The sequence below is a fragment of the Rariglobus hedericola genome (genome assembly GCF_007559335.1).
Classification (GTDB): domain Bacteria; phylum Verrucomicrobiota; class Verrucomicrobiia; order Opitutales; family Opitutaceae; genus Rariglobus; species Rariglobus hedericola.
This window is the reverse complement of record NZ_VMBG01000002.1, coordinates 1-25,078: the sequence shown is the minus strand read 5'-3', so window position 1 is coordinate 25,078 and position 25,078 is coordinate 1. Positions and strand designations below refer to the sequence as shown.

The 25,078-nt window shown below is 62.0% G+C and carries 1 protein-coding gene (cut by a window edge); it reads left to right on the top strand.

Annotation, left to right across the window (positions count from 1 at the left end; translation table 11 throughout):
• The coding region annotated (locus FPL22_RS10475; RefSeq protein ID WP_203235146.1) for a beta strand repeat-containing protein crosses the window boundary (this coding region is incomplete at its 3' end): on the top strand, positions 1-25,078 show 25,078 of its 27,378 nt. 2,300 nt of the annotated region lie to the left of the window's left edge.

Below are 25,078 nucleotides of genomic sequence, written 5' to 3'. Positions count from 1 at the left end.
CTTCCCGAACGGCAGCTTCTTCACCACTTCCTTTACCGGTTTGGTTGCCAGCTACGATCTCGGCTCGGGGCTCCTTTCCACCGGTTCTCTGAAGTTCCATTTCGCGACTTTGGACTTGGCATTCGGCGAGGCCTTCAAGATTTCCGCCACCAATTTTGATTTCACGCCGAACGCAACGACTCTCGCTACGCTGGCCACGGCGACCCTTTCCTTCCCGTCGATCGCCGCACTGCCTACGGCTTCTCTGACGAATCTCGTTATTTCTAGCACGGGCTTCACGCTGGCTGATCTCACGGTCACCATGCCGGGCAGCACGACCGGTGGGCTAGGGGACACGATTGGTGATTTCCTGACCTTTAGTGGCGCCACCTTCAACCTGGCCAACTTCTCTTATACCTACGGACCCACGCCGGTGGTTGCCGGCACGATCACGCTTTCCTTGTCCGGCTTGGCGCTCTTCCCCTCGTTTGGATTCCTTCACTCCACCTTCACGGGCGTGAGTGCTTACTACGATCTGTCTGATTCCGCAAAACTGAAGATCGTAGTTACGAGCCTGGATCTTCGGATCGGTGACGCCCTCAAACTCGCCTTCAGTAATATCACGCTGACTCCGGGTGCCGCCATTCTCGCCACGATTTCCAGCGTCGCGGTCAGCTCGCCGCTCTTCCCGCTTCTTTCGGGTTCCATTGACAGCTTCGTTCTGCGTCGCACCGGCTTCACCATCGGCACCTTGGAACTCGCTGTAACTGGCACGGTTGATTTCCAGAGCTTCGTCCGCTTGGGCAATCTCAAGCTCACGGTCGTCGACTTCGTGGTCGACCGCTCAAACGTCACCACGCCGGTTACGGGTTCGATCACCCTCTCAGTTGGCAGCCTTACGCTCTTCCCCGGCAACTCGATCATCACCACGAGTGCGCTGAATATCATCGCTTCGTTCTCGCTTGGCTCCTCGAGCGCCTTGGGCGGCTTGATCATTACCATCGGTGGTTTGGAGCTGACCCTTGCGAACTCGCTTCAGGTAAGTGCCACCAACGTCACCATCGATTTGGGTGCAGCCTCGGTTATCGCAACGGTCTCGACGGCTGCGGTCCGCCTGCTCGCGCTGGATAACCTCTCCGTTGCGATCACCAATCTGCAGATTCGCAAGGACGGCGTATCGTTCGCTGACGCCACGCTCAATCCCACCAGCGTGAATTTTGCCGGTGTGCTCACGGCCACGGGCGTGACGGTCAGTCTTCAAAACTTCAATTACAGCACCGCGACGCCTTCGGTTCTCGCGGGCACGCTGACCTTCAGTGCGACCGGCGGTTCGCTCGCGCTGGGTTCCGTGCTGACGGCGGTCCTCTCGGACGGTGCCGATCTCAATGACACGAATGCGGTTTCCGGAACCTTTGACCTGAACACCCGCATCTTCGCTCTGACGATTGACCAGGCGGCCTTGAGCATCCCCGGTTTCCTCAACGCGACCCTCAGCACCGCGACCTTCACCTATAATCCGTTTGGTGCCGCCACCCAGGAATTGCTGACCATTGCTTCGGTTGGCGTGACGCTGATCCCGCTCAACAATGCCACCGCCACGATCCAGAACCTGCGTATTCGCCAGAATGGTTTCTCGATTGATAGCGCCACCGGAACCATCGCCGCTGGATTCTCTCTGGGTTCCTTTGTGAGCATCGCTGCTCCGACCATCACCCTTACGGCTGTTAACTATACCACCGGTGGTGCGCTCACCGGCATGGTGAATATCAATTCCGGCACCGCGACGCTTTCCTTGGGCAGTGGCTTGACCTTGACGGTATCCGATGGCGGCGATGCCGACAGCTTCGCAGTCACCGGCGGTTATGATCTTGAGACGGGCTCGTTCCGTATCCGTCTCGATACTTCGCTTCTGACCATCGGCAGTTTCGCGACCTTTAACTCCCTGGGTCTGGCCATGGATTATAATCCTTCCGCTTCCGGTGGCACCTCGAGCATCGTGTTCGGTGGGACCGGTATCTCGGGCAACGTCACCGGCACCGGCACGATCTCCAACGCCGCCTTCATCCTCGCGGTCCTTAGTGATTCCCAAGGCACCAAAACTTACGCCTTCCAAGGCACCGGTGACGCCAGCGTGAGCGCGGGTGGAGCCGCCTCGGTTTCCGGTCACGTGGACATCACCGCCAACACCGCGGACAACACCGCTCAAGGCCTGAGCATCGAGATCAACGAAACGACCACGCTGACCATTTCGATCTCCGTCAACGGCACCAATGTTTCGGTGGCCGGCCTGAATCTGAGCGTCGGTGATAATCTCATCCTCACGGGTGACTTCACCTACGCATCGGCCGATGAAGCTTTTGGCACCGCCATGAGCTTCCGTCGCGTCACGGTTGCCAACGGCGTCCTCGAATTTAAAGCCGGCGGCGTCACGCTTCGTGCCACGAATATCTCCGGTATTCTCCTGATTGGCGCCAATGGCACCGCCGGCACCGCGGGCAAACTTACGGTTGGCCAGATTCAGCTGCTCGGCGTTCCCGGCCTCACGCTCACTACGGTGGCCAACACCACGACTACGCTTGAGTTCAACACCACGGGTGCGGCGGTCGCCGGCACTCTGGGTTCGGTCGCGTTTGATTACAGCGCGACCGATCGCCGTAACTTCGTCGCGATTCAGGCGACCGTTCTTTTCGGGCTCGTTGTAAATGGAACCGCCCTCGAAATCGGCGGCTTCTACACCTTTGAACGCACCGGCATCTCAATCAATACCGTCACCTCTCCTGTAATCCGCGCCAGCGTGAGCGCGGGTTACATGAGCTTGGTTACCGGCAGCACCACCGGACCCAAGCTCGCCCTGACCGGTATCACCGGTGCGTTTCTAATCACGTCCGCCGGTGCCGCCGGCAAGCTCACTGTCAGTTCTGCAGTTCTTTCCCAAGTTACCGGTCTGGCACTTACTGTCACCAGCGCCACCCTTCAATTTAACACCACGGGCGCGGACGCCGCGGTCAGCACCGGCGCGCTGGACTTCACTTACGCCGGAGCGGATCAACACAATTTCATCGCCTTCATGGGCACCATGACGGTCACGGTCGGCACGGGCGCCGCCGCCGTCGGATTCACCGGCACCATCGGGTTCCGCCAGCAGAATACCTCGGTCAATGGCTTTACCGATTCGGTGATCGGTATATCGATCCAGAATGCGACTGCCAGCCTGGTCGCCGGTGGAGTCACCCTCGCACTCACCGATATCGACGGGGCGATTCTCGTCACCAGCCTCGGCGCTTCCGGTTCCTTTACGGTTACCAGCCTTGCGCTGACCGGCATCACCGGTGTGACCGCGACCGCCTCGAACATTGTCCTTCAGTTCAACAAGACCGGTGCCGCGGTCGAGGCCAACATCGACGGCATCGAACTTGCCTTCACCGATACGCAAGAATTCAACTTCTTTAGTGTCTCGGCCGATCTGGACCTCGGTCTCGCTACCACCGGCGTCAGCGCCTCGCTGACCGGTCGCTTCAGCTTCACCCAGCTCACGGTTTCGATCAGCGGCGGCACTGCTGAATCCGTTATTCTGCTTCAGGCCGAAGAGGCCGCTCTCGCGTTGACCGTCGGTTCCGGATCGACCGGCGCCCGCCTTACCTTTGGTGGCATCAACGGCGCCTTGGTCCTTCGCTCCACGGGTCTCGCCGGCCTGTTGAACGTCGCCTCGGTGACGGTGACCCGTCCTGACGGCACCGCTTTCAGCGGCTTCACCTTCGAGCTCTCGGCGCTCACGCTTCAGGTCAACACCACGGGCGCGGGTATTAGTGCCGACGTAGGCACCGGCTCCTTCGATTACACCGCGGCCAACAAATACGATTTCATTTCGATCACCGGCACCGCCAGCCTGGCCATCTCCGTCTCGGGTGTTTCCGCCACGCTGGCCGGCACGTTCTCCTTCGAGAAAGTTAGCCAGACCGTTAACGCGGTTTCGACGAGCATCATCACCGTCGCGGTTTCGAGTGGCTCCACCTCCCTGTCGCTCGGTGGAGTCGCCCTGACCGCCACCAACATCAACGGCGTGTTCCTGCTCAACGGCGCAGGCTTCGGTGGTTCCGTCACGGTCGGTGCGATCGCTCTCACTGGCGTCACCGGCGTGACCGCCACGGGTTCTGCGCTCAAGCTCGATATCAACACCACGGGCGCCGATCTTGCCGCCACCTTGGGTGGCCAGTCCTTCACTTTCGCGGGCGCCGACCAGCGCAACTTCCTCGCCGTCTCCGGCACGATTGCGCTCGGCCTCAATGTCGGTCCGGTGGTGGCCACGCTCACCGGTGCGATCGCATTCCAGCGCTCCACGCTCACGGTCAACAATGTCAGCACCACGGTTATTCGCCTGTCTGCGACCGGACTTTCCACCAGCCTCACCGTCGGCACCGTTTCGCTTAATGTCACCGGACTCACCGGCGGCCTGATCATCACCAGTGCAGGTGTTGCCGGTAGCCTCACGGTCGGCGCGATTACGCTGACGGGCGTCACCGGTCTGACTGCAACGGTCACGACGGGCACCCTCGATTTCAATACCACTGGTGCCGCGGTTTCCGCCACGATTGGTTCGGTCACCTTGGCCTACACGACTGCCGATAAGTATCAGTTCCTCGCAGTCGGCGGTATTCTTGAAGTCGGCCTGACCACCGCGATCGGCGCGGTCGTGCTCAACGGCACCTTCACCTTCGAACGTGCTTCGGTGTTCGTTAACAATCTCGCCACCACCGTGATCAAGGTCGGCATCACGAATGCCAATACCTCCATCACTGCCGGCACCTCCACCGATGGCATCAAGCTCTCCGCCACCAACATCAACGGTGCGTTTCTGATCAACGCCGCGGGCATCGCCGGTCTCCTCCGCATCGGATCCATCACGCTGCTCCAATCCGATGGTTCCGCGATCCCCGGCATCTCCGTCGCCGCCACCGGCGCCGTCATCGGTATCAACACCACCGGCACCGCGATCAAGGCTACCATCGGCGCGATCTTCTTTGACTACACCTCGCTGGCCAACCGCAACTTCTTCTCCGTCCAGGCTGATCTCGCGATCACGGTCGGCGTTGCCGGCACCTTGGACCTCACGCTTACCGGTCGCTTCGGTATTACCAAGAGCTCCATCACCGTCCTCGGTAATGTTCAGTCCGCGTTCCTGATCACGGTCACCAACGCCGCCGCCGCCATCACCGTAGGTTCCGCCCCGGGCGGTGCGATGCTCCGCATCAGCGAAATCAGCGGCGCCGTGATCGTTGCCAATATCGGCGGAGTTTCCGGTGCCGCCGGTATGGTCAAGATCGGCAAGCTCGCCCTCACCGAGGCCGATGGCGTCACGCCCCTGATCGGCAACTTCAAGCTGCTGCCGCTCAACCTGCCGCTTAACTTCAACATGTTTGATGTCAGCTTCGGCCTCAGCCTGCCGTCGCTCGATCTCAACCTCGGCGCCTTCCCCTACATCGACCTGACCGTTCCGTCGCTGCCATCGTTCAACCTCCCCAGCTTCTCGCTACCGTCGCTCGCGCTTCCGTCCCTGTCGCTTCCTGACTTCGCGGCTTATCTGCCGTCCTTCAACCTGCCGAACATCTCGCTCCCGAACATCACGCTTCCGAGCATTTCGTTCCCGAACGTCAATCTGTCGCTCCCGAACTTCGACCTGAACCTCGATTTCAACCTGCCGTCGCTTAAGAATTTCCTGAGCCTCTCCGGTCTCATCGATTTCAGCCTCGGTGACTTCTTCACCTTCCGCGGAAACTTCTCCTTCGACAAGGTCGGCTCCGAGCTCGTTATCATTGCCAACAACGTCGCGACCTCTCTTTCGGTCGGCAGCTTCAGTGTTGCGCTGAGCAACGGTATTCTCGGCCTGGTCGTGAAGACCAACCGCACCGTTTCGCTCGAAGTGTCCGGCAGCTTTGCCCTCAGCGGCGGCGGCTTCGTGAACGCCACGGCCTCCTCCCTGAAGTTCCAGTATAACACCAGCGGCATCGACTACACCGCGACCCCCCGCACGCTTACCTCCAAGGGCCTGACCGCAAATCTCACGATGGCCGCCGGCACCCGCGCCACGCCTTACATGGCGTTCACCGCGTATGGCGTGCAGACCGATCTCGCCGGCTTGGTCCGCGTGGGCGGCGACTTTAGCTTCTCGAAGACCACGACGACCAGCGGTCTCAGCGTCATCCGCGTCGCGATCGCCAATTTCTCCGCCAGCCTCGGCAGCAACAGCACGACCTTCGTCAGTATTTATAACGGGTCCGGTGCCTTCCTCATCTCGTCGGCTGTCACCGGCGGCACCACCGTCACCAGCACCGCCGGCACCTTGGTTGCGACCGCGGTTCTGCAGAATGTCCCCGGCCTGACGCTCAACCCGAGCACCTTCACGGTCACCTTTAATACCGGTGCGACCGCCGTGAATGAGACGTTTACCCTTGGTGACAGCACCATCGTGTTGAACGTCCGCGCCGGGCCGTATATCAGCGTCGCAGCTTCGCCCCTCAGCCTCAACATTCTCGGAGTCACCTTGTCCGGCCGCTTCTCCTTCGAGCAATACAACGACACCAGCGGCAACCGTCAGGTCATTCTTTCCGCCAGCGAGATTTCGATCGGCTCGTTCAGCGGCAACGGCACCGGTGGCACGCCGCTCAGCATCACCAACGCCCGCGGCATTTTTGTTCTCACTTCGACCGGCACCGCTGGTTCGCTCAGCTTCATCGCCTCGGCCGCGATTCCTCCTTTCTTTACCGCCGAAGCCGAACTCAAACTGGAGTTCAACAGCACGGGCGCCGCGATCACCGCCACCGGCGTGTTCGGCACCGTTCAGCTCGAAGCCGGCACTTACACTCGCATCGTCGCGAATAATCTCTCCGTCACCATTCCCGGTGTGACGCTCGAAGGCGATTTCAGCTTCAAGAATGCCACCATCGGCGGCGTCTCCACCCAGGTGATCGTGGGTAATAATATCACGCTGTTCATCGGTGATAATATCAGCAGCGACCGCATCGGCCTCCAGCTCACCAGCGGCACCGCGTTCCTGATAAAGGGCACGGACGGCAAGATGATTGGTCGTATCACGGGTCTGGTCACGCTCGTAGGCGTCGATGGCATTGTATTCAGCGCGATGATGACCCTGCGCATCAACGAAACCGCCAACGCGGTGGATCAGGTTGCGATTCTCGATGGCGAAACGATCACCCTGAAATTCTCCGCAGCCGAAGTCGCTGCTTCCGGTGTCAGCTTCCTCCAGTTCACGGGCAGCAATGTCGGTCTCTCGATCGTCGACGTGCTTGAAGTGCGCGGTAACTTTGCCTTCACCCGCACCGCCAATAAATTCACCCTCGGCATCGCCGCCGGCGAAGTGTTCATCGGTCAGGGTCCGTATCGTCTCGCGGGCGGCGGCTTGAACCCCGATGCGATCGGCCTGCGCATCTTCGACATCGATTTTGGCATGGTCGTGTTCACCAACGCCGCGGGCAAATACGCTTTCAGCGGTGCCGGCTCCGTGGGCTTTGTCGGTCTTTCCGGCTTGGACGTGGCCGCTTCCTCGGTCGGCCTCCGTTTCGGTGTGGCGATGAACCGCACCGGTGCCGCTATCCCCGCTACCGGCACGGGATCGCAAACCATCTCGGTATTCGATGGCACCAACACGCGCAACGTGAGCCTTGTGTTTGCCGATGCGAGCGATGCGCCGATCTTCAGCGGTTCGCTCACGATCACGGTTCCCGGCGCCTTCCAGCTTTCCGGCACGGTCACTGTCCAGCCTCTGCCCGGCGGAACGGTCAACATCACCATCCCGTCCGCATCGATCAAGATCGGCTCTAATCTCGCCGCTCCTGACTTCGCCCTCGGCGGTCGCGCCGCCTTCCGCATCTCGAAGATCGACGGGTTCCGCCTCCAAGATCTCACGATCACGAGCGCCAGCATCGCTGGCCAGGATCTGACGATATTGGTTAATGCTCTCAACGCGCTCAACCGCCGTCCGCTTACGGCTGAACTCACCAATCCGTTCAACAACGCGGTCATCAACCGCGAGACCCTGAACGCCCGCCACTACATCGACGTCATCTTCAATGACGTGAATGGTGTGGGTCTCGACCTTGCCACCATTACGGACGCCGGTCGCGAGTTTAAGATCTACCGCAACGGCGTGGACATCAGCGACACCATCGTTCTCAGCGGCGTGGGCACCAAGGTCACCGGCAACACCTATCGCTACACCTTCACGGGCAGCTTCACAGTTGATGCGGAATACACCGTCGAGTTCCAAGCCGGCTCCTGGACCGACAATTCCGGTTCCACCAACGCGCTGCCGCTCGCATCTACCCAGCGCTTCGTGGCCTTCGCCCCGGCGGCTGCGGCCAGCAACGGCGGCACCTTCACGGGTGGCAGCGTCAGCTCCACCGGTGTCCTCGGCGCACCTCCTTCCGCCCGCCTCACTTCGATCTCCACGGATAATGCGGTCAGCGTGATTTCGATGAACAAGCTCGGTTACATCGACATCACCTTCTTCAGCCGCGACGGCAATGTGATCGACGCGTCCACCATCAACGGTGGCGAAATCACTCTCACGGGCAGCGGTGTTCTGGATGCCACGGTTCGCGCCGGTGCCCCCACGCTGCTCTACGGGAATACCTACCGCTATTATCTGCAGGACAGTAATACCGCCAATCTCTCCGGTCTCTTCCAAGCCGGTGTTGTGAAGGTCAACTTCGCTGCGAACTCGTTCGCGACGACGGCCTCCACGAACATTCCTTCTTCGCGCAACTTCGCGTTCAGCGAAACGATCACCATCGCCGTCGGTGGCGCGGCGGCCTCCGAAGCCACGGTCATCAATCTCGGACCGCTGAAGCTGATCAATCCGTCCATCTCTCTGGCCGATTTTGGCTTCAGCAATGGTAAGGTTGTGCTGACCGTCGTCATTTCCATCGAGACCGCCAGCCTCGCCTTTGGTGGTGCCTCTTCCGCCGGTGCCCAGACCTCTTCCGGTGTCACCGCCGATCTGGTCGGCATCCGCGCCACCTTCGACCTCGCGATCGGCCTGCCCGGTAACTTCTCGATCTCCTCGACCGGCAAATTCTCCCTCGACGTCGCCAGCCTGAAGATCCTCGTTCCGGACACCTTCCTCGTCACCGCCACCGGCATTCGCATCCAATATGATCCGAACGGTGCTGCGAATCAGGAACTCGTGCGCATCGATTCCGTGCTGATCGCGTTCCCGTCGCTTGATCTCTCCGGCAGCCTCACGCCTTACGACACCGAGCCGAACAATCCGAACAACGCGCTGATCCCCGGCATCGTTATCCGGTCGAACGGCTTCACTCTCGGCCAAGCCCAGCTCGCTTACGGCATGGACGTTCCGGGCGCCACCACCGCCACGCGCACGACAGGCACCGCCGGCGCCAAGATCAAGATCGGCTCGATCCTCGAGTTCGACGACATCCGCATCGGCGTCACCAACTTTAGCGTCAACTTCGACGGTTCCGCCCAGCCGGCCTTCAACGGCAGCATTTATATCGCTTCGGGTGGCGCCGCCTTCTTCCCCGGCAGCAGCGCCTTCTCCGCTCGCATCACCGACCGCAACACGGCCGACGATCGCAACTCCGACGGCACCCAGAACACCGAAGCCCTTCGCGCCGAGCTCACCTTTAGCAATGGCCAGGTCAGCGGCTTCATCTTCCAGGTCGATACGCTCCAGCTGAAACTCGGCAGCATGCTGACCTTCAACGCGGTCGGCTTCTCCTTGGATACGACTGCAACGGGCACCGAGTCCCTCGTCGCCTTTGCCCTGATCTCGGTTGATATCAAGATCGGCTCGCTCGAACTCGGCGGCGAAGCCCGCAACTTCTACATTACCGCCGACGGTGACTTTAAGACCGGCAGCCCGACCGACGCTACCAAGCCCTTCAGTGTCGCGATCCGCATCGGCGGTGCCGATGGCTCCAACTTCAAGTGGCCCAGCTGGCTGCCCATTCGTATCACGAGCATCGGCCTCAAATGGTCGAACTTCGAGACTTCCCCTGGTGACTTCACAATCATCCTGTCCGCTGCCGTCGTCGGCCTTTCGGGCGCGAGCAGCCTGAATTTCAGCGGCGTGGTTGAGGGCATCGAAATCAAGCCGTCCCTGCTCCTCGCCGGCAAGTTCCCCGTCATCGGCATCGCCTCCCTCGGCGTGTCCGTCTCCGGTCAGCTCAGCGGCGGCGAAATCACCGGCGGCCTCATCGGCGGCATCCTCAAGATCACCGAGCCCACCACCGGCAACTTCGCGCTGGGCGATGAGAATACCCCCGAGTCCCAGATTGTGGACCGCGTCCTTTTCATCGGCGTGCAGGGTGGCTTCAAAGTTGCCGGCATGGCGGGCTTCACCGTCCGCCTCGCCTTTAGCGAACTCGGACCGTTGGGCATGTTCATCAATGTTTCCACGCCCACCGGCATCCTCATCGAGCCCAATTCCGGCCTCACGCTGAACGACTTCTCCGCCGGCGTTGAGTTCTTCAAGAGCCTGCCCTCGATCGATGACCCGCTCGCCCTGCGCGATCCTGCGTTCAACGTCAGCGCTGTGCCCACGGCTGATGGCTGGCTGGCCGGCGTGAAGAGCCAGGTCTTCCAGCAATACCTCAGCATCAAGGCCAACCCCGGCCAGAACGGCTTCACCGCGGCCTTCACTTCGCCGATGATCATCAAGGGTTCGGCCAAGATCTACTCGATCTACACCTCCGAGCTCGTGTTCAACGGCGTCGTCAGCCTCATCATCAGCACCGACGGGAAGATCCTGATCTCCGGTCAGCTGAACTTCGCGGGCGGCCTGCTCAGCGTCTCGGGCAAACTTTACGCCGACCTTTCCAAGGTTGCCGATGGCGCCGTGACCATACTGTTCCTTGCCGATCTCCCTGACCAGGTCCGCCTGCTCACGATTGACGGTAAACTCAAGATGGGCTTCCGCAATGAGAGTGGACAGGAAGTTGCCTTCACCGTGGCCAACGCAGTCGGTGCAGCCTCGGCTCCGACGACGGGCAATGTGGTATTCCCCGGCTCTTCTTCGAACGTCACCTCGCTCAAGGTCGACCCCGTCTCCGGTAAATACTACCTCGACGTCATCTTTACGCCCGGCCCCGGCGGCACCCTCGACTACGCCTCCATTCTCGACACCGGTGCCGAGTTTACCGCCGTCCTCACGCTGGCCAACGGCACGACCCTCACCCTCAACCTCGCTTCGAGCCCCAAGCCGGTCGAAATGTTGATCAGTGCGTCCACCGGTCTTTCCAGTGCGTCCGAGGTCACGGCTGCTTCGCAAGCCGCTCTCCTGACTCTCCTGAAAAACAAGGGCATTCAGCAGTTCCGCTACGAGATCACCAACACCGGCTTCGCTTGGGCTCCCGGCACCGTCACGGTTTCCTTCATCGCCAGCTCATGGGCGCAGACCATTTCGGGCACCGGCACGGCCCCCGCCGCCATCGCTTCCACCGTCACCTTGCGCATCGATGGCCCCACCTTCACCAGTGCGACCCCGAACGCCGGCGGCACCGCGGGCCTGGCCGACATCAATGCCCGTGGTTATATCGACTTTGTGTTCTCGCCGAGCGCAGCTTCGGGCTCGCTCCTGAATCTTGCAGCCGGCCCGCCCTTGACCATGACCGGAGTAGGCAAGGGGACTGCCGTCTTGAGCGCCACCGGCGTGCGTCAAGGCACCTCCAACACCTACCGTTATTCCTTCACCGGCGCGTTCACGCCTGGCGCTGTCACCGTGGCCCTCGCCGCCAACAGCATCACCGATTCGTCCAACTACACCAACCTCGCACAGAGCATCAGCTTCACGGTCACTGGCAGCACCGCTGAAATCGTTGGCATCGCTCCCAACGCCACGCTCGGATTCACCCTGTTTAACGGGGTAGGCTACCTCGATATCACTTTCCGCCCTGCCACGGGCTCCGGTCTGCAGGCCGACACGATTCTGGACGCTGCTCCGGAAATCCGCCTCACCGATGCCAACGGTTCCGAAATCACGGTCGCGGTGCTGCCCACGCAGACTGGCGATCTGGTTGGCACCAACACCTATCGTTACACGATCACCGGCACGCTGACCCCCGGTAAGATCACGGTTACCTTCATCGGTGGCTCCTTCAGCGACACCAACGACGTCGGCAACTTGGAGACCTCGGTGAGCTTCACCTTGGCGACCCCGACCATCACGCCGACCTTCACCTCGGGTGCCACGATCCTGTCCGACAAGCTCGGCACGTTCTTTGAGTTCGACCTGTTCCCCGCCACCGCCGGCGGCAGCATTAAGAACTCCACCGTCCAGGCCTCCGACCTCGTCATCAAGGTTTACAATGCCGCCGGCAATCTGGTCTCTACTTCTGGACTGACGATCGCCTCCGTCACGATCACGGGCAATCGCGCCAAGTTCATCTTCAGCGGCATGCCGGTTCCCGCGACGACCGCCGAGAAATACACGATCGAAGTCTCCTTCGCTGCCGGTGCCTTTGAAGATACCGCCGGCAATGCGTCCGCTGCCTCCACGACGACTCTCGTCGTCCGCAAGCCGCTGAGCGAATTCTATATCAGCCTGTCCGGCGGCATGACCCTGAACGGTGCCGGCCTCACCGCCGAACCGATCTTCGACGTCCGTGGCTTCGTCAACTTTGCGGCCAAGGCAGCCCCGGGCGGCGGCAACCGCTTCCAGCTCGATTTCGGTGGCACCTTCAAGGTCATCTATCTCGGCAACCTCGGCTCCGTCGCGGGTATCTTTATTCTGGATACCTCCCTTGCCCCGACTTCCGTTGCCGAGGGCGTCAGCGTCCGCACGTTCTTGGGCGATCTCGGCATCACCGTTGGATCGGCCTCGATTTATGACACGCTTCTGCCGCGCCTCTGGGGCGTCATGAAGCTGGAGACCAACCTCGCGTTCCTCCAGAACATCGGCCTCGACATCAAGATTGGCGGCACCTTCCAGGTCAATACGACCAACGTTGCCAAGACCGAGACACTCACGCTCGAAGGCATCCCGGGTGATTCGTTCGCCACGCTTATTGCCGATGCCGCTTCCATCAGCACGCTGAACGCCGGCACCTTGACCAGTTCGATTCTCGCCCAGTTCACCGGTGGTCGCGTTCTCGGTGCGGGCTACACGCTGACCACGGTCATCAATGGCTCCCTCTGGCGCATCAATGACACGGTTAACAAGAAGCAGTATTTCGTTCAGCTTCAGGATCAGGGCGACATCGCCAGCCAGACCGCTTCCACCGCCCTCAAGTTTGAACTGCGCGGCGAGACCCAGACCTTCGTTCTGGCGCCCAAGACCCTGCTGATCGCTGGTTACGCCTTCGCCCGCTTTACCTTCGGCGGCCAGGAGCAGTTCACCATCACCGGTGCCTTCTCTATCAAGGTCAGCACGACGAGCCTCGAACTCTTCGCCAACGGCAGCATCTCGTTCACCCCGGCCGGTGTGAAGATCTTCGATGCCCGCGTGCTCGCGGTGCTGCTCGTCACGCCCACGGGCATGGCCGGTAAATTCAAGCTCGGCGCGTCCTTGACCTTCCCGGGCGTCAAGATCGGCGGCCAACTCGACGTGCTCTTCAACACGTTCGCTGCGGATGTCACCATCCCGATCACCCCGTTCCTCCGTCCGTTCCTGCCGGTGAGCATGTTCCCGGCGAATGAGGACAATATCGTCATCTCCGGCACGCCGCAGAAACTGAATGCGAGCTTCGATCCGATCGCGCTGACCGGCTCCACGCTCGTCAATGACGGCACCGTCAAGAAAGCCTACTTCGCCATCGCCGGTGTCGCCCATGCCGAGGTCCTCGGTGATGTCCTCCGCTTCGACGGCGCCTTCTTCATGGGCATCTCCGGTGGCAGCTTCGTCCTTCAGGCGGCCGTCGTCACCAAGATCAAGATCGGCACCAAGGTCATCTTCGACCTGAAGGGCAATCTCTCGCTCCTGATCGATAGTGATGGTCTCGCTGGTAACGCCGAACTGACCATCGTCAACCTCACCAACGGTCTGCCCCCGGGCTTCTCGCTCGACGCCGAGTTCAACTTGGTGATCAACACCGCAGGCATTGCGAAGACGATCACCACCTATTCGTTCGACGCGACGAACGGCAACCGTCTCACCGCCGCTCCCGTCACGCTCGCAGCCCGCTTCTTCCAGTTCTCCGCCGGCGGCACGCTCGCCTTCAATGTCCCGGGTGCGGCCGCTTTAATTGGTGGAGACACCGATGCCGACGATGCCGACGCTGCAGCCTTGAAGGGCAAGTTCATCATCACGATCGATGCCACCAACGGTTATGTGCAGGTGTCCATGAACGTCAGCGCCTTCATCGGCGGTATCCAGATCGGCTCGGCTGCGGGTGGCCTCCGCATCGGGGTCTCCAATGGCACGACTCCGTATATCGCCGCGTTTATTCAGATTCAGGCCGGCCTGACCAGTCAGCCGAACGCTCCTCCCGGCTCGCAAGCAGTCACCGGAACTGGCTTCGAAATCCAGTTCGCACTCGGGTTCTTTATCAACACACGGACGGTCGCCAACGGCGGCGACGTCAATATCAACGGCATCGTTCTCACCGCAGCGACCGTTAAGCTCCAAGCCTCGGGCTTCATCCAATTTTCCATCGGCAACATCGCCGGTTTCCGCATCGAAGGCGAAGTCGCCGTCTCGGTCAGCGGTCGTGGTTTCACCGTTACCATTTCCGGTGCGCTCACTGTTCAGGTTGGCGGCGCGGTCATCTTCAGCGCCCAAGTCACCGGCGGCCTCTCCATTCTTAATTACTCCACGCCTCCTGGAGAAGATGAAGACGAGCCGACCCCGATCTACCGCATCGCTGGCGTCCTCGATATCACTCTTAATGCGGGCTCGGTCACCGGTGGCACCGGCTTCGCCTTCGACGCGACCTTTAGTCTTCAGGTTAACACCACAGGTGCCGCCCAGACCTTTGGTGCGGTTACGCTTGAGTCTGGTGAATACGTCCGCGTCAAAGCGTCTGGCACCCTCGGTATCGGCGCCAGCGGCACTACTGGCTTCTTCCTCGCCGGCACCTTCTTCCTCGAAGTCGGCAACAACGGCCTGCTGGTCACCGCCACTGCTACGGTCGCCATCAAGGTCGCCGGCAGCTCGATCTTCACGGCCACCGCCAACGGCTTCCTGCTGATCAATTCCAAGGGTATCGCTGCGGCGATCACACTGGGCACCGGCCTCGCCATCCCTGGCGTCTCCTTCACGGCCACCGCTCTGTTCCGCCTCAATACCACCGGCACCGCGATCACGGTCAAGACGGGTCCCTCCACCACGACGTCCCTGGCGGCCGATCTCTACGTAGAGATATTCATCTCCGGTTCGGCCACCCTCGCATCGGTCGTCACGCTCACAGGATCGTTCTACATACGCCTGAGCGGTTCTGAATTCCAGCTCTCGTTCTCGGCCACCGCCGCCCTCGGCCCCTTGGGTTCCCTCGGTGCCTCCGGCTACCTCTTGATCAGCTCCGCCGGTCTCGTCGGTTCGATCGAACTCGCCGCCAACACCACCCTCGGCATCCCGAGCGTCAGCTTCTCCGGCCGCTTCCAGCTGGCCATCAACACCACCAGCAGCGCCCGCACCATTCAGGCCCTGAGTGTCGATTCGACCACGGGTGCCGTCAACGGCCTTACGGATCGCACGATCAGCGCCTCCACGGTCTATCTCTCATTTGGTGGCAGCATCACGGTCGGCTTCTTCGCCATCAAGGGTGGGGCGACGCTCACCTTCACCGCGACTGGCTTCTCCGTTACCTTTAATGCCACGATCGATCTGTCTCTCTTCGGTAAGCTCACCGTCAACGGCGGCGCGATCATCGAGTCCAACAGCGGTTCGCCTTACTTCGCGCTCTACCTGAATCTCGGCGCCAGCACCCTCGGCTTCAGCCTCATCTCGCTCACGGGTAACTTCGTCCTCGAGCTCAATACCCACACCTCCGCTGTCACGATCGCTGGCCATACTGTCGCTGCCCGCACTTTCAGCGTCACGGTCACCGCCAAGCTCAAGATCTGGGTCTTCGAAACGGCCACCGCCAGCTTCACGATCACCGCGAACTCCAGCTACCTCGAGTTCCGCGTCAACAGCCTCAGCGTCAATTTCTTCAATGTAGCCTCGGTTAACATCGACGGTTACATCCGCTCCAACGGTGAGTATCGCGTCACGGGTCGCGTCGGTATCGATCTCAGCTTCGGGCCTGTCTACTTCCGCGCCGGTTTCGCGCTCACGCTGAGCAATACCGGGTTCTCCGCTTCCGCCTATGCCAGCGTGGGCGTCCATATCGGTCTGCCTTGGCCGTTGCCCGACATCGACATCAGCATCAGCATCAACGTCAGCATCTCGTTCAACATCCCGCAGAACGAGGTCAGCTTCAGCTTCTCGATCTGGAAGTTCGGCTTCACAATCGTCTGGCGCTTCGGTTCACCTCCCGTGCTCGCGACCCTCATCAATGGCGTGCTGCGCCTGAACATGGGTGTCGATGCCGTCCATCGCGGCTCCGGCTACGAAACCGACAATGCCGAGGCCTTCACGGTTGCCGGCACTGGCGCGGCCTCCAACGATACGGTCACTGTCACCGGTCTTGGCTACAGCAAGTCCTATTCGGGCGTTAACAAGATCCTCGTGAACAACGCCGGCAACGGCAACGACTCCATCTCCATCACCAACTTCAACGGAGCCGTTGAGGTGAACGGCGGCGTCGGTGACGACACCATCGTTTACACCGGCACCAGCGCGGCGACCCTCACGGGTGGCGACGGCAACGACACCATCTACAGCGGCAGCGCCAACGACACGATCTACGGCGGCAACGGCAACGATGTCATCTCCGGCGGCAATGGTAACGATAAGCTCTATGGTGAAGCGGGTGACGACACTATCTACGGTGGCTACGGCGACGACCTCCTCGACGGTGGCATCGGAAACGACGTTCTCTACGGCAACAACGGTAACGACACCTACGTCATCACCGGTAACGGAACCAAGACCGTGGACGACTCCGTCAACAACAAGGACAGCAACGGTAACCAGCTCCACGACTCCAACGACGTGCTCGACATGTCCGGCGTGACCAGCGCGATCCTCTTCACGCTCGGCTCAGGCAACACCATCACCTACGCCGGCAACACGATCAACGACAGCAACCGCACGATCGAAACCTTCATCGGTGGCACCGCAGCCGATACGTTTAACGTATCCGCCACCCGCTCTTTCGCCGTCACCCTTCGCGGTGGTGCCGCCAGCGATACCTACAACGTCACCCTCGGTGGCCTGGCCGCCGCCGGTATCACCATCGACGATGCCGCCAACGCTGCCGACAACGACTACCTCAACGTAACGACCACGTCCTCCGCCGCCGTCACGCTGTCCGACATCTCGACCGACCATAAGATCGTTCAAGGCACGCAGGTCATCAACTTCTCCGAGGCCTATAACAACATCGACCGCATCCGCATCAACGCCCCGTCCGCCACGGTCAGCCTCACCGGCACCGGTTCGCCGGCCAAGGTGCTTGATCTGAAGGGTGACCTCACCGTTATCGGCAACCAGATTACTTGGACTGGCACGGTTCACGCCGGCGGTATCAACTTCAGCAGCAAGACCGCCTACGCGGTCAACTACGACCTGCTCGGCCGCAATAACGGTGCCGTCTCCCTCTATACCACCAGCGGCAATATCAATCTCCACGCCGGCATCTACAGTGCGGCGGACAGCGGCACCGTGGGCAATGGCAACGGCGCCATCTCGCTCATCACCGACGTCGGCGGCATCTTCACCGACGCGAACGGCTGGCGCATCTCTTCCCCGACCGAGCTCTCGTGGGCGCTGCGTAACGGCCGCTATACGGTCAACTCCATCAACTTCGCTACCGGTGCGATTACTGTGGCCAACGCCACTCCGTCCGAGGCCATCGTTTACCTGCCCAACGGTTCTTCGCTGCGCACCGGCAACGGCGCCTTCATCCAGTCGAAGAACGGCACGCTCACCCTCCGCTCGACCACCGGTGTCGGCGCCGCCACCGCCGGCTACATTGTCAGCCCCTACGCCATCTTCACCGACGTCGCCGCCTACTCGGCCAACGTTCCCCCCGGCAAGCCGGTTTACATCACCGACCTCGACGGCATCAACAACACGTCCGCCTCCAACGCGGGCAACCTGAACATTGTCAGCCTCACCGGCTCGCAGGCCGTCGACCAGACTATCGACACCAACTCCGACGTCATCCTGTCCGGCAACGAGCTCAACGTTGGCAACAACGTCACCACGACGACTAACATCTATATCTATCCGTCGAACCCGGCGTTGACCGTCTGGCTCACGCAGAATGGCTTCACCAACAGCTCCGGCCTCGTGCTGAACCAGGCTGAGCTCAACCGCCTCTTCGCCGGTGGCAGTGTTTACATCGGTGGCCGCGACCTCCTTGCCAATATCGTGATCGGTGACGGCTCCTCCACGCCGGTCGTCCTTCCCGGACCGGTGACCGTTCTCCGCGGTGACACCATTGACTTCCGTTCCCCGGTTGTCGTCACCGGCCGCCTCATTATCCTGGGCGATGGCAGCACCACGACCATCTCCAGCGATCTCACCGGTTTGAGCCACTCTTACACCGATGCCATTGAAATTAACGGCAATCGCTCGATCACGGCCACGGCCGGCGGCTTCTCGATCACCGACAGCTTCTCGCTGAATGGTAACGGCGGCAATGACGACAGCCTCACGCTGAACGCCACCGGCGCCATCAACCTCACCGGTGCAGTTGGTGATACGGATGCCCTGCAGAACCTCACCATCAGCAACGCCACCACCGTCAGCTTCGGTGGCACGGTCAACATCGACCAAAACCTGACGATTACCAAGGCCACCTCCATCACCTTCCAAGGCGATGTGAACATCATCGGCGACCTCATCATCAACGAGGGCACCAACATCACCTTCAACGGCTCCGTCACCATCGGCGGCAAGGTCGTCATCCTCAAGGCCACCACGGGCATCACCTTCAACGGTGCCCTGACCGTCACCAATAACCTCACCATCGGCAGCTCCTCCTCCCTGGCTGACGTCGTGAAGGTCAGCTTTGGCAGCACCCTCGATTACGGTGGCATCGGCACGATCTTCGCCAATACGACGATCATCTTCGGTGATGCCGTGGGCTCCAATACCTCCCCGTCGCTCCGTCCTGATTCCCTCACGCTCGGCGCCGGCGGCAATATCACTTTCGCCAACATCGCTTCGCTGACACTTGATTCCACCACGCCGCTGGTCATCACCGCCGCCGCCGCCGTTACCTTCGGCTCCGACGTGACCTCCGGCAACGTCACCATCGGCCGCAACGGCACGGTCTCGGGTAACATCAGCTTCAACGGCATCACCACGGTGTCCTCGCTCGACGTGACCACGACTGGTGCCAACACCGCCGCGTCCTTCCAGGAACTCAACATCGGCACCGGCAACGCGACCATCACCGCCAACCAGGTCAACTTCAGCGCCACGGTTGCAGACACGCTCACGGCCTCGACTCTCACGATCAAGCCCTACGACACCGCTCGCGCGCTGTTGATCGGCGGCGCCAATACGACTGGCGGCGTTCCCAGCACCGCGCTGCGTCTGAACCTCAGCGCCGATGAGATCGCCTACATCGCGGCCGGCTTCACAGCGGTGATCATCGGTGACCAGTTGAATGGCACCGGGACCGCCTACATCGGACCGGCTGACTTCAACAACCCCACTCATATCTACGCCGGTTCGATTCTCGTCTCCAATGCGGTGACCATGCCCACCTCGCTTACCGCGAATCAGTTCCGCCTGGTCGCGCGCACCGGCGATATCACGGTCAATGCCGCGATCGACGCCAACATCTGGGGCCGCTTCGAAGCCGCCGGTGACATCCTGGTCAATGCCGCCATCACCGCTTCGGATCGTCTCTCTCTTACCGCCGGCACCGATGGCACCGGCGGCATCGTGGTCGCCACCACCGGTTCGCTCGCCACCACCAGCGCCGCCGCCACCAACAAACGCATCGAGCTGATCGCCGGCGTCACCACCGGCAGCATCACTATGACTCAGGGTGCGGCCGCCGCCACGCTCACCGCCGCCGGCACCGGTTCCTCGGTGGTCCTCCGCGCCATGGGTGGCGCGATCACCATGAGCGGCGGTATGATCACCGCCACCCGTCTCGCGGTCGCCGCCTCCGGCAACGTGGTCCTCAACACCACCGTCGACACCACCTCCAACGAAACCATCGAAGGCGTCGTTCTCCCGGGTGGTTCCGGCGCCACCGCCACCGCGACCATCAACGGCAGCGGTGCCGTCACGGGCCTTAACCTCACCAACGGCGGCTCCGGTTACAGCTCCGCGCCCACCGTCCTGATCTTCGGTGACGGCCGCCTGCTGGCCACCGCCACGGCTACCATCACCGCGGTCGTTTCCGCCATCCGCGTCACCTCCGGCGGTTCTGGTTATACGTCCGCTCCGACCATCACCATCTCGGGCGCTGGCGGTGCCACCGCGACCGCAATCATCCAGAACGGCGTGATCACTTCCATCACCGTCACGCTGGCCGGTTCCGGTTACACCGCGGTTCCCACTGTCACGATCACTGGTGGCGGCGGCGTCGGTGCGACTGCGATCGCTACCATCAATGGCACGGTCAACGGCTTTAATGTCACCAACGGTGGCACCGGCTACACCTACACCCCGAGCGTCGTCATCATCGGCGGCGCCCCGAACACGCCGGTCAACGGCATCCAGATGAGCGGTGCCGGTAACGTGACCATCAACGAGACCGACGGCATCGTTCTCCATAACGTGACGATCACCCCCGGGCCGTTCACTCCGGGCGCCTTGTCCGTCACGTCCACCACCGGTGATATCGCCCTCGGCTACGTCGACACCTTCTCGGGCGACATCACGCTCACCGCCACTGCGGGTGCCATCACCGATAACGACACCGTCGGTGAGCTCACCAACCTCACCACCACCGGCCAGACCACGCTCTCCGCAGTCAGCGGCATCGGCGGCTCCGGCAGCAACGACATCGACACTTCGATCAACTTGCTCACGGCCACCAACTCCACCAGCGGCAACATCTTCATCCAGGAAACCGCCGGCCTCACGGTTAATGGCACCGGCGTCCGCACCCTCGCTGGCAACGGTAATATCAACCTCGATGTCACCACCGGCGATCTCACGATCAATTCGGTCGTTACCGCCCACGGCACCGGCACTGTAAATCTCAATGCCACTACTGGCACCATCGCCCTCGGCGCCTTGGTCTCCAGCACCAGCGGTGCGCTCACCCTCAACGCCGGTGCCGCCATCACTGATACCTCCGTCGCTGAAACTCCGCTGCTGTCCACCACCGGCCAGACCACGCTCACCGCCGTCACCGGTATCGGTTCGGCCGATGACATCGACACGACGATCAACACCCTAACCGCGACCAACTCCACGAGTGGCAACATCGTTATCTCGGAAACCTCCGTTCTCACGATCAACGGCACCGGCGTCCGCACCCTCGCGGGCAACGGCTCGATCACCATCGTGGTTGATTCCGGTGATCTGCTCGTGAACGCCGTCGTCACCGCCCACGGCACCGGCTCGGTCAGCCTCACGACCTCGGCGGTCGGCGGCACCATTGCCCTCGGAGCCTTGGTCTCCAGCACCAGCGGCGCACTCACCCTTAACGCCGGTGCCGCCATCACCGACACTACCGTCGCCGAAACTGCGCTCCTTTCGACCACCGGCCAGACCACGCTTACCGCCGTCACCGGCATCGGCTCCACGGGGGCAGAGGACATCGACACCACGATCAACACCCTCGCTGCGACCAACACCGGCACGGGTGACATCTTCATCCAGGAAACCAACGCCCTCACCATCAACAGCACCGGCGTCACCACCGCCTCCAACGGGAACATCAATCTCGATGTCACCCTCGGTGATTTGATCATCACCTCCGTGGTCACCGCCAACGGTTCCGGCACCGTCACGCTGCGCTCCGTGGCCGGCAGCATCACTTTGGGCGCATTGGTTTCCAGCACCAGTGGCGCACTCACGCTCACCGCCGGGGCCGCCATCACTGACACCACCGTCGCCGAGACCACCTTGCTCGCCACCTCCGGTCTGGCCACCTTGGCCGCAGCCACGGGTATTGGTTCGATCGCGACGGCCGCCGATGACATCGAAACCGACGTCGGCTCCCTCACCGCCACCAATTCCACCACCGGCTCCATCGTCATTGAGGAAGCCAACGCCCTCACCGTCGTTGCCGCGGGCATCGTCAACTCGGCCTCGGGCGGTCACGTTGTCCTCTCCAGCCTCGCCGGCACCATCACCCTCAACGGTCCCGTCACTGCCGCCGGCGCGGGCAACATCCGCATCAGCGGCGCCGGTGGTTCGTCCGACATCGTCGGCGTCGCCGCCATCTCCTCCGCCACCGGCTCGATCACGCTCCTCGCTTCTAACAACCTCACCTTGAATGCCGGCGCCTCGGTCTCCACCGGCACCGCCGGCACCCTCGACCTCCAGGCCACCGCCGGTTCGATCACGCTCGCCGACAACGTCGCTGTCACCACCGGTGGCGGTAACATCCGCCTCTTCGCCGCCACCAACATCGCTCTCTCAGGCCTCAACGCCGGTTCCGGCTCCGTCAGCGTCCGCGCCGTCGCCGGTTCCGTCACCGATGCCGGCGACACCCTTACCGACATCGTTGCCTCCGCTCTCCGCATCGTTGCCGGCGTCGGCATCGGAGCCGCCGCCGCGCTCGACACCACCGTTGCCACGCTCGCCGCCGCGGCGACTACCGCCGCCATCCGCATCCGCAACTCCGGCAACGTTTCGGTCACCACCGTCGCCGACCTCTCCGTAAACCGCGTCAGTCTCCTCGCCGCCACTTCCGCCCAGACCGATGGCGCCGCGATCTCCGACCTCGTCACCACCACCGGCGACATCGAGCTCACCAGCACCGCCGGCTCGATCACCCTGACCGACGGCGTCAACGCCAACACCGATGCCATCACGTCCACCTCCGGCAGCATTACCCTCGTCGCCGAGCTCGGTGTTGCCCAGCAGGCCGATATCGCCACCGGTTCCACCGGCACCGTCTCGGTGACCTCCAACACCGGCTCGATCGTGATGACCGATGGCGTCAACACGACCACCGCCACCGGCACCGTGACCTACACCGCCGACATCAACGTCAATGTTGCGCTCATCACCAGCACCAGCGGCGACTTCTCCATCACCGCCACCACGGGTAACATCACCGACGTCACCGCCGCCGAAACCGCCAACCTCGTTACCACCGGTCTCGCCACGCTGACCGCCTCCACCGGCATCGGCGCCGCCGGCGCCGCCGACATCGATACCACCCTTGGCTCCGTCCAAGGTTCCACCGCCACCGGCGGCATCTTCCTCGAGGAAACCGCGGGCCTGATCATCGCCTCCAGCGGTCTCATCACCACCACCTCGGGCGCGATCTCCGTCATCGTTACCACCGGCAATCTCACTTCCAACGGTCCGATCAGCGCCGCCACCACCGGCAACATCCTCATCGAGACCCTCGCTGGCTCGTCCACCTTCAACAGCGCGATCACCACCGCTTCCGGCAACATCAGCCTCCGCGCCTCGACCAGCCTCACCTTCGCCGGCACCGCCGACATCACTGTCACCACCACGCCCGGCACCCTCCAGCTCGTCGCCGGCACGACCATCAACCAGGCTACTGGCCTCATCGCCCGCACCGACGGTGCCAACATCATCGTCACCGCCGGAACCGATATCGCGTTCTACCGCTTTGACGCCCGCCTCAACACCGATCGCACCGGCGGCACCCTTACCAACCAGTCCACCTGGGGTAACATTGCTCTCACGGCCACTGCCGGCTCGATCACCGACACCGAGGCCCGCACGGGTTCGGCCATCAATCTCTACGCCCGCAACCTCCGCCTCCAGTCCTCCGCCAATATCGGTGTGACCGGTTCCGGCACCGACAACGCCATCGAGACCGAAGTCTCCACGGTTGCCGCCTTCACCACCACCGCTGGCGGCATCAACCTCCTCGAGTCCACCTCCATCACCGTCGACACCGTCGCGGTCTTCTCCGCCAACATCGTCCTCGCTGACGGCACCTCGCTCACCACCACCTCGACCACCGCCCGCTCGGATCTCGTGACTGCCGGCAATGGCGCCATCATCCTCATCGCCACGACCGGTAACATCAGCCTCAACGACGGTGTCGTTAATACCACCGCGGTCTCCGCCAATGGCACCGGCAGCATCCTCATCGAAGCGACCGCCGGATCGATCACCGCCAATGCCGACATCCTCTCCGGCACCGGGCACATCACGGTCAAGGCCAACACCAACATTACCCTAGCGGCCGCCGTCAACGTCACCACCTCCACTGCGGGCACCATCTCCCTCAATGCGCTGACCGGCACCCTGACGATGGCCGGCACTGCCAATGTAACTGCCACGTCCTCCTCGGCCCGCCTGCGTGCCGAAGGCAACATCACGGTCGGTAACGTCACCGCGACCAACGTCTCGATCGATACCGACGCGGGCTCGATCATCAACGCTACTGGCTCCACCAAGAACGTCACCGCGACCAACCTGCGCCTCCAGGCCAGCGAGTCGATTGGCGTCGCCCTTCGTCACCTCACCACGAGCGTCAACCTGATCTCCGCCTTTGCTGACACTGGTTCGATCTTCGTCACCGAAGACAATGGTATCACGGTCGACTCCGTCACGGTCACCGTTACCCAGTTCAACTTCGACGCCACCACCACCTCGGTCGTTGATGCCGCCCAGTCCGACCTGACCACCGCCACGAACGGCGACATCGTTCTGGTCGTTACCCTCGGCAACCTGACCCTCAACGACGGTGTGGTTAACACCACTGCGGTCTCCGCCAACGGCACGGGCAATATCCTCCTCACGACGCTCGCCGGTGAGATCACCGCCAATGCCGATATCCTCTCCGGCACCGGACACATCACGGTCAAGGCCAACACCAACATCACCCTCGCGGCCGGCGTCAACGTCACCACCTCCGCCTCGGGCACCATCTCCCTCAACGCC